Source organism: Phytopseudomonas dryadis (assembly GCF_004327355.1).
Lineage (GTDB): Bacteria > Pseudomonadota > Gammaproteobacteria > Pseudomonadales > Pseudomonadaceae > Aquipseudomonas > Aquipseudomonas dryadis.
Genome location: NZ_QJUM01000057.1, coordinates 1 through 5,921, shown reverse-complemented (window position 1 = coordinate 5,921; position 5,921 = coordinate 1). Strand labels below are relative to the sequence as shown.

The 5,921-nt window shown below is 67.0% G+C and carries 4 protein-coding genes; 3 read left to right on the top strand and 1 reads right to left on the bottom strand.

All coding sequences use genetic code 11. The features are described from left to right. Positions 1-455: 455 nt before the first annotated feature. On the bottom strand, positions 456-1,130 hold the full coding sequence (locus DNK34_RS25110) for a DUF1028 domain-containing protein (RefSeq protein WP_131177483.1): 675 nt from the start codon (positions 1,128-1,130) through the stop codon (positions 456-458). A 367-nt stretch (positions 1,131-1,497) separates the two neighbouring features. Between DNK34_RS25110 and DNK34_RS25105 the strand changes: the two genes are divergently transcribed. From DNK34_RS25105 to DNK34_RS25095, 3 genes are all read left to right on the top strand, one after another. Next, on the top strand, positions 1,498-2,091 hold the full coding sequence (locus DNK34_RS25105) for an RNA polymerase sigma factor (RefSeq protein WP_131177482.1): 594 nt from the start codon (positions 1,498-1,500) through the stop codon (positions 2,089-2,091). Further along, a complete protein-coding gene (locus DNK34_RS25100; RefSeq protein WP_131177481.1) occupies positions 2,088-3,068 on the top strand; it encodes a FecR family protein in 981 nt (326 codons plus the stop codon). The genes DNK34_RS25105 and DNK34_RS25100 overlap by 4 nt, the downstream gene beginning before the upstream one ends. Before the next feature lie 186 nt (positions 3,069-3,254). After that, positions 3,255-5,630, top strand: coding sequence for a TonB-dependent siderophore receptor (locus tag DNK34_RS25095; RefSeq protein WP_411269333.1), 2,376 nt, complete (start codon positions 3,255-3,257; stop codon positions 5,628-5,630). Positions 5,631-5,921 lie beyond the last annotated feature (291 nt).

The window sequence follows — 5,921 nt, the reverse complement described above, 5'->3', positions numbered from 1 at the left end:
GGCCTCACGAGCGAGCGTTCGGCTCGGTAGCCCGGTGTTGAGCGCAGCGATACCCGGGAACGGTGCCCTGGGTATCGCTGCGCTCAACCACAGGCTACGGTCTGGCCTGAGCCAGGGTGGTAGGGGCTTTAACCGCGATGCCTTTGGGCCCTATCGCCGCTGAAGCGGCCTCACGAGCGAGTATTCGGTTCGGTAGCCCGGCGTTGAGCGAAGCGATACCCGGGAACGGCTGCCCTGGGTATCGCTGCGCTCAACCACAGGCTACGGTCTGGCCCGAGCTTGGGTGGAAGGGGCTTTGGCCGCGATGCCTTTGGGCCCTATCGCCGCTGAAGCGGCCTCACGAGCGAGTATTCGGTTCGGTAGCCCGGCGTTGAGCGCAGCGATACCCGGGAACGGCTGCCCTGGGTATCGCTGCGCTCAACCACAGGCTACGGGCTACGCTCAGGTGCCGGTTTTCAGACCGCGTCTTCCGCCGCCTTGCCGGCCGGGTTGTCGCGGGTTGGCATGGCGAGGATCTCGGGCAGCACCTCGCGGGCGAACACGCCGTGCAGGCGCCACAGTTCGGCCACCGGGTCGAGGTGGTGGTCGACGCGGATATCCCACAGCGGGTACTGCTCGCGGTCGACGATATAGATCACCGCCGAGGATTCGCCATGTCGATCGCCACCACGGGCGTCCCCTGCGGCGAGTGCTTCGATCAGGCGTTCGACCAGCGGCCGCGCTTCGCCCAGGCGAAAGGCGTCGGCGACGGCGTCCAGCACCTGGGGGCCGGCCAGGCGGTTGCCCTGCACGGAAAATTGCTCGCCCGCCAGGGAGCCGGCCCAGGGAATGCAGCGCTCGCCCGTCCAGCACACGCTGTCGCCGTTGCGGTCGATCAGGGCGCACTGGCGTAGCGCCATGCACGGGTCCGTCGCCATCAGGCGGGTCAGGGCGGCGGGCGCCGAGTAGCCCTGGCGCAGCAGGGCCAGGCCATCGAGACCCAGATACGGATTGACCTGGGCCTGGGTCGCCACAGCCCCCGCGCCGGCCGCTGCATGGCTGAGCAACTTGCCCACGGCGGGCATGGCGGTGGCGGCGGCGACGCCGAACTGCCCGGTGCGCGGGCAGCGGGCAACGATGGAAAAGGTCATGACGGCTCCTTCGGGTGTGCGTCCATCTTGGGCCGCGGGCACACCCCGATCGTTCCCCTGGTCAGGGCAATTGCGCTACGCGCTCGAAGAGCCGACGACTGCATGGATGCAGGAGCCCGAGCCGAAAACAGCGCTGGAAGGCTGGAGGCTTAGGGAGCAGCCCGAGCACGCAGGAAAACAGAGGTTTCTCGTTCAGCCCTCCAGCCTCCAGCGCTTTTCATCGAGGGTCTTTCACACAATGACGCCATAGCGCGATTGCCCTGTTGCCCTGCTCGAGGCGCTACCGGATTGCATTGATAAGGATTATCATTCATGGCTTCGCCGTCCCGAACGATGTCAGCCGGCATTGTCTTGAGCAGCTTCCTCCATGCCCGATATCCAGCCACCGCCCGAGTCCCTTCAGCCCGATCCGGCCGCTGTGGGGGAGCCGGCGCAGCGCGAAGCCTTTCTGCGCACCTTCCTCGCCCGTCGCCCGCAGATGGAGGCCTTGCTGCGCCGCCGCGTCGGCTGCCGGGCCACGGCGGCCGACCTGGTGCAGGAACTGTTCCTGCGGTTCTGGCGGCGGCCGGCGCTGCCGCTGGAGGATATGGGCAGTTACCTGATCCGCAGCGCGCATAACCTGGCCATCGACCATATGCGCAGCGAGGGCGCGCGCAGCCGTGGCGAATCGGCTCTGCTGCCCGAGCAGCGGGCCGGTACCGTGGCGACGCCCGATGCGGCACTGGAAGCCGGTAGCGACCTGCGCCGCATCGACGCCGCGTTGCGCGCGCTGCCCGAGCGTACCCGGCATATCTTCCTGCTCAACCGGATACACGGCCGCACCTACGCCGAGATCGCCCGCAGCATGTCGTTGTCCCAGAGCGCGGTGGAAAAACATATGATGCGCGCCCTGGATGCATGCAAGGCCAGCGTGGTCACTGCCCCGCCGGCCAGAACCCCGCTCGGGAGCGCTCCGTCATGAGCCACGACCCACGACTGCAGGATCAACCGCTGTCTGCCGCGCAGCAGGAGGCCTGGCTATGGCTGGGCCGCCTGCAGGGGCAGCCCGGGGACGCGCAGCAGATGGCGTTCGAGCGATGGCTGGCGGCATCGCCGGAACATGTCGATGCCTTCGTGCAGATGCAGTCGCTCTGGCAGCTCAGCCGTCCGGCCGCCCAGCGCCTGGCCGATGAGGAGGCGCAGGCCTTGCAGCGTTACCTGCGGCCGGCACGGCGGCCGCGACGCTACTGGGCGGGTGCGCTGGGTATGGCCGCCAGCCTGGTGCTGATGGTCTGGGCTGGCGGCTGGCAGCCGCTGCACTGGCTCGATGACCTGGGCGCGGACTACGTGTCGGCGCCGGGGCAGGTGCGCAGCCTGACCCTCGACGATGGCTCGAGCGTGGTGCTCGATGCCGACAGCGCCATCGCCGTGCGCTATGACGCCGGCGAGCGCCATGTCGAGCTGCGTCGCGGCGCCGCGCTGTTCAGTGTCGTGCCCGGTTCCGTGCCCTTCGCGGTGGCGGTCGCGGGCGGCGAGGCGCGGGTGCTGGGCACCCGTTTCGAGGTGCGCAAGCGGGAGGACGGCGCCCGCGTCACGGTCCTGCAGGGACGGGTGGCGGTACGCGCCGGCCCGGCGCAAACGCCGCAGATCCTGACTGCCAACCAGCAGTTGGGTTTCGCTTCGGGTGTCAGCGAACAACTGCGCGCGGTGGACGCCGAGGCGCTGTCCTCCTGGCGCGACGGGCGCCTGAGCTTCTATCGCGTGCCACTCGGCGAGGTGCTGAGCGAGCTTGAGCGCTATTACCCGGGGCGCATCCTGCTGCTCAATGGCGAGCTGGCGCAGCGGCGTGTCAGCGGCAGTTTCGCCAGCCATGACCCGCTGACGATACTCGCCAGCCTGCAGCGCGTGGTGGGCTTCGAGCAGCACCAGTTGTTCGGCAGGCTGGTGATCCTGCGTTGATCAACGGCAGCGATTCTGAGGCGAAGCGAAAAAATTAGCGCCTGCCCCTGAGGTAAACCCCGCTGGCATCCGTGTAGTGCTTGAAATGCGATTTATTCGCAGACGAGAAGCCAATACAGCAAGGGTGAGCAACCGATGAAATACCGTACGACGCGCCTGCAGGGCGCTGCCTGGAAACGCCTGGGCATGGCTGCCGTGCTGCTCGGCGGTGGCGCCTGGCCGCTGCCGCCGATGGCGTTCGCGCAAACCCCGGTCGAGGTCGACGGCCAGGCGCAGCGTTACGATTTCGCCATTGCCGCCCAGCCGCTGCCGCGTGCGCTGGATACCTTCAGCAAGGTCACCGGGCTCAACCTGGTCTACACCGACGAGGCCCCCTACGGCCTCGAGGCGCCGGCCGTGCGCGGGCGCATGGGCGCTGAGCAGGCGCTGGCGCAACTGCTCGCCGGTTCCGGCTTCACCTACCGCCGTGCGGGGGCCGGCACCCTGACCCTGCAACCCGTGAGCGCGCCGGGGGCGCTGAACCTCGACGCCGTGCAGATCCAGTCGCAGCGCAATGCCGCCCGCAGCTACCAGCCACCGGCGAGCACCCGGCTGATGCGCAGCGAAACGCCCCTGCTGGAGATTCCCCAGGCGGTCGCCGTGGTGCCGGCCCAGGCGCTGCAGGATCAGCAGCCGCAGAACCTCGACGATGCCCTGGCCAACGTCAGTGGCATCACCCAGGCCAATACCCTGGGCAGCACCCTGGACGCGGTGACCAAGCGTGGCTTCGGCGACAACCGCGACGGTTCGATCCTGCGCGATGGCATGCGCACCATCCAGGGCCGCAACTTCACCGCCACCGCCGAGCGGGTGGAGGTGCTCAAGGGGCCGTCGTCGATGCTCTACGGCATTCTCGATCCGGGTGGCGTGATCAACGTGGTCAGCAAGAAGCCGCAACTCGAGAGCTACCGCGCCATCACCGCGCGCGCCTCGACCTTCGGCCACGGCAACAATGGCAGCGGCGGCACCCTCGACCTTACCGGCCCGCTGGGCGATTCCGGCCTGGCCTACCGGGTGGTGGCCGATTACGAGGACGCCGACTACTGGCGCGACTTCGGCCATAACCGCGACAAGACCTTCGCCCCGTCCCTGGCCTGGTACGGTGAAGACACCAGCCTCAGCCTCAGCCATGAATACCGCGAGTACTCGGTGCCCTTCGACCGCGGGACGGTGTTCGTCGATGGCAAGCCGCTGAACATTCCCGCCGAACGGCGTCTGGACGAGCCTTACAACGTGACCGAGGGGCGCTCGAACCTGACCATCTTCGACCTGTCCCACCAGTTGAGCGAGGATTGGAAAGCCCACTTCGCCTACAGCTACAACCGCGATACCTATGACGACTACCAGGCGCGGGTGACCAGCGTGAACACCACTACCGGCACGGTCGGGCGCCGCCTGGATGGCACCCGTGGCGCGGTCAGCACCTCGCACTTCGCCACCTTCGATCTGGATGGCAAGGTGATGCTCGGCGGCCTGCAGCATGACCTGTTGATGGGCGTGGATCACGAGTACCGCAAGTTCTACCGCGCCGACCTGATCCGCCAGACCACCACGCGCCGGCTCGACTACAACGACCCGGTCTATGGCCTCGATCCGGTTCCCACCACCGTGGTCGCCAGCGACAGCGACCAGACCGACCGAGTGGTCACCCAGTCGGCCTTCGTCCAGGACTCCATTCACCTCAACGAGCAATGGATCTTCGTCGCCGGGGCGCGTTATCAGCTGTATGACCAGCTTGCCGGTCGTGGCCGGCCGTTCACCAAGAATACCGATATCGACGGCCAGGTCTGGGTGCCCCGCGTCGGCCTGGTGTACAAGCTCAGCGACGAGCTGTCGCTGTACGGCGGTTACACCGAATCGTTCAAACCCAACTCCACCATCGCGCCGCTGAGCGGCAGCGCATCGATCAACGGGGTCGCTCCGGAGGAGGGCAAGTCCTGGGAAATCGGCGCCAAGCTGGATATGCCCGGGCGCCTGACCGGTACCCTGGCGTTGTTCGATATCGTCAAGGAAAACGTGCTGGTGACGCAGAACATCGGCGGCGAGACCGTGGCCAGCGGCGCCGGCGAAGTGCGCTCCCGCGGCGTGGAACTGGATCTCACCGGTCAGCTCAGCGACAACCTCAGCCTGATCGGCACCTTCGCCCTGACCGATGCCGAGGTGACCAGAGACCCGGATCTGAAAGGCAATCGCCTGCAGAACGTCGCCCGGCATACCGCCTCACTGGCGGCGGTCTACGACTTCGGCGCGCTGTTCGGTGGCGATCGCTTGCGCGTCGGCGCCGGTGCGCGTCACGTCGGCGAGCGCGAAGGCGACTCCGAGAATACCTTCGCCTTGCCGTCCTATACCGTCGCCGATGCCTTCACCAGCTACGACACCCAGCTGGGCGAGAACCGGCTCAGGCTGCAGCTCAACGTCAAGAACCTGTTCGACAAGACCTACTACAGCTCCTCGGTGAACGCGCTCAACGTCTCCATCGGCGATCCGCGCCAGGTGCAGCTCTCCAGTACCCTGGAGTTCTAGGGAACTACGACAAGCAAGAGCAGTTCGCTGTCCTCGCTTGCAGGCCGTAGGGTGGATGACGCTCTTTTCATCCACCCGCCACGTCCGATGGGGTTCGAGTCGCGCAGGGGAGGGGGCAGCCTGTCATGTAGCCCGGGTTGAGCGCAGCGATACCCGGGAGCGGTTGCCCTGGGTATCGCTTCGCTCAACCACAGGCTACGGTCTAGGAAAGCCACAAGTTGCAAGGGAGAACAGTGAACTGCTCTTACTTGCCGCTTGTGGCTTGCAGCTTGAGGCTGCTTATTGCACTTC

Bases quoted from the DNA above. Each gene is read 5' to 3' on its own strand.
- DNK34_RS25095 (WP_411269333.1), top strand. From the start codon at position 3,255: ATGGCTGCCGTGCTGCTCGGCGGTGGCGCCTGGCCGCTGCCGCCGATG.
- DNK34_RS25105 (WP_131177482.1), top strand. From the start codon at position 1,498: ATGCCCGATATCCAGCCACCGCCCGAGTCCCTTCAGCCCGATCCGGCC.
- DNK34_RS25100 (WP_131177481.1), top strand. From the start codon at position 2,088: ATGAGCCACGACCCACGACTGCAGGATCAACCGCTGTCTGCCGCGCAG.
- DNK34_RS25110 (WP_131177483.1), bottom strand. From the start codon at position 1,130: ATGACCTTTTCCATCGTTGCCCGCTGCCCGCGCACCGGGCAGTTCGGC.